General features: G+C 59.4%; 5 protein-coding genes. 2 read left to right on the top strand and 3 right to left on the bottom strand.

Annotation, left to right across the window (positions count from 1 at the left end; genetic code table 11):
- Nucleotides 1–17 precede the first annotated feature (17 nt).
- The 3 genes from AB5Z52_RS16785 to AB5Z52_RS16775 all read right to left on the bottom strand — a co-directional run bounded on the left by AB5Z52_RS16785 (nt 18) and on the right by AB5Z52_RS16775 (nt 1,118).
- The gene (locus AB5Z52_RS16785) at nt 18–485 is read right to left on the bottom strand and encodes a hypothetical protein (protein ID WP_368267119.1); all 468 of its coding nucleotides are present in this window, start codon (nt 483–485) and stop codon (nt 18–20) included.
- A gap of 115 nt (nt 486–600) precedes the next feature.
- Nucleotides 601–915 (bottom strand): hypothetical protein, encoded by a 315-nt coding sequence (locus AB5Z52_RS16780; RefSeq protein WP_368267117.1) that lies wholly within the window; start codon nt 913–915, stop codon nt 601–603.
- A gap of 38 nt (nt 916–953) precedes the next feature.
- On the bottom strand, nt 954–1,118 hold the full coding sequence (locus AB5Z52_RS16775; protein WP_288522856.1) for a hypothetical protein: 165 nt from the start codon (nt 1,116–1,118) through the stop codon (nt 954–956).
- A gap of 72 nt (nt 1,119–1,190) precedes the next feature.
- Between AB5Z52_RS16775 and AB5Z52_RS16770 the strand changes: the two genes are divergently transcribed.
- Both AB5Z52_RS16770 and AB5Z52_RS16765 read left to right on the top strand, forming a co-directional pair.
- A complete protein-coding gene (locus AB5Z52_RS16770) occupies nt 1,191–1,613 on the top strand; it encodes a hypothetical protein (protein WP_368267116.1) in 423 nt (140 codons plus the stop codon).
- Nucleotides 1,610–2,008 (top strand): hypothetical protein (locus tag AB5Z52_RS16765; RefSeq protein WP_368267115.1); only part of this gene is annotated, 399 nt, incomplete at its 3' end. The genes AB5Z52_RS16770 and AB5Z52_RS16765, both read left to right, overlap by 4 nt.

The raw sequence follows: 2,008 nt of genomic DNA, 5'->3' as shown, positions 1-2,008 counted from the left end.
GCTTGGAACTGCGACATTCAAAACACGGCCAACGGAGGGAAGAATGAGACCACGCAGATGATCGCGCAGACCCAAATGATTGAATTCGCATCCATCACTCCGCGTCCTTTCCGATGATTCGTTCCAACTGCGCGGCCTGTCGTTTGGCTTTGAGCCTCATCGCCTTCCGCTGAAGGCACAAGCGGTTCCACTTGTCCTTGGTCTCTATGGGGTTGCCGCCGCGTGCGATTTTGAGGCATTCCGGGCATTGGAGGAATGCCTCGCCGTCGCTTTTCCCGACCTTCGGGACGCAATGGCATGACGGGCATTCCTCCAACGGTTCCGCGATGATCTTCAACGCTTCCTCGACCTGCTGGTCCCACCGTTCGATGGCCTGCCGTTCGTCGGACGGCGAGAGCGGGTTGCCGCCGTAGTACCCGTATCCGCATTCCCCGCAACGGCAGCCCCAGCGTTCGAAGTCGTATCCGTATCCGCCTGACGTCCACGAATCCATCACCGCCTCGGCATGGCCGTTGCATAACGGACAGGGCAACGGTGTCGGCATCGGCCCCTCGGCCTGTCCGGACTGGCATGCCTGACGATTGTGCTTCCACCACACCATCACGCCACCTCCTTGCCGGCGAGCGCGGCGGTGATGGCTTTTGCTGGGTCGCCGCCTGTCTCGTTGAGTACGGCGAGGAACATGCTCAGGCTCATGTCGTTGCGTGGCGCGCCGGTGCGGAACGATTGGATGGTCATTCGGTTGACCGAGGCCGCGCGGGCCACTTGGGTGTCCGGCACGTTGCCGCGGCGTAGCCTGGCGCGCGCCTGTCTGGTGAGTTTGCTGGCGACCTTATCCATGCCGGGCTTGGCCGGCAGTGCCGGCTCGCGTCCGATGCCTGCCGCCGATGCCCTGCGTTTGATTGGCTCGCTCATGTTCCTGAGTCTCCTTTCTGCCTTGGGTCTTCTGTTTGTCAGAGGTTCTTGATCTGGTCGAATTCCTCGGGGGTGATGGTGACCACCGCGTCAGTGATTCCCATGTCCCCGATTCGGACTTCGACCCGGCCATCGGCCAGTCGCCTGACCTTCAGCGGCCTGCCCGGCTCCTCATGGTTCACGATTCGGATTTCCTCGCTCATCCCGACCTCCTGATTTCACTTGCTGTCAACAATTAATATGATGGCACTTGCTCTCATTTTGCGCAAGTCGGCGTGTCACTTGCTATCATTGATTGCATGCCTACGAAGAGTTACAAGTGGTCGCCGGCAGATTTCGCAGCGGCAAGAACCATTGACAAAATGCTTACGACTGTCGGCCTCGGCAACCGTGAATTTGATCGCGCCTCCGACGGTGCTATCAACTACGGGCGAGTTCGGGATCTCCGCAATGGTCTTAAGGCTCCTGTCAGACTCTCCGAATTCCTCATTGTCTGCGACGTATGCGGAGCCGACCCGGTGCAAACCGTCCGGGACATCATCTCGGAGGCGAAGCGTATCGAAGAAGAGCAAAAGCGCGAGCGTCGCGTGGAGGAGACGAAGCGTATTCTGGCGGATAACCCGATGGAGCTTGCGGCCTACACCGACCCGGACAAGGAGAAGTACATCGAATACGGGAACGGGGATGATCCAGCATGAGACCGTTGCCGTTGAACCTGAGAGACACCTATGGCCATGTGCGCATGGCCGTCTACAGTGCCGGACTCGACGTAGAGATACGCAGCGCCGACCACCTGCCCAACGGCATGATGGGCTGCTACAGCGAGCGCACTCGCACGATACTCATAGACCGTCGTCTCCCATACGTGGCCAAACGATGCACCCTCGTGCATGAGCTGGTCCATTGGTCCCACGGTGATGACCGGTGTGGCCTGCATGAGATGCGCACCCGTGCGGAGACGGCTCGGCTATTGATATCGCCAACCGAATACGCGCTGGCCGAACGAATGTACGACGGGAACGTCTGGCGTATCGAAGACGAACTCGAAGTCACATCAGGCATCATCAATGATTACAGGACACTGCTGCACGAC

Origin of the sequence: Enterococcus sp. RTP21361st1_A6_RTP21361_211029 (assembly GCF_040910045.1) — a bacterium.
GTDB lineage: Bacteria > Bacillota > Bacilli > Lactobacillales > Enterococcaceae > Enterococcus_D > Enterococcus_D gallinarum.
This window is presented reverse-complemented; position numbering and strand designations above follow the sequence as displayed.

Bases quoted from the DNA above. Each gene is read 5' to 3' on its own strand.
- AB5Z52_RS16780 (WP_368267117.1), bottom strand. From the start codon at position 915: ATGAGCGAGCCAATCAAACGCAGGGCATCGGCGGCAGGCATCGGACGC.
- AB5Z52_RS16775 (WP_288522856.1), bottom strand. From the start codon at position 1,118: ATGAGCGAGGAAATCCGAATCGTGAACCATGAGGAGCCGGGCAGGCCG.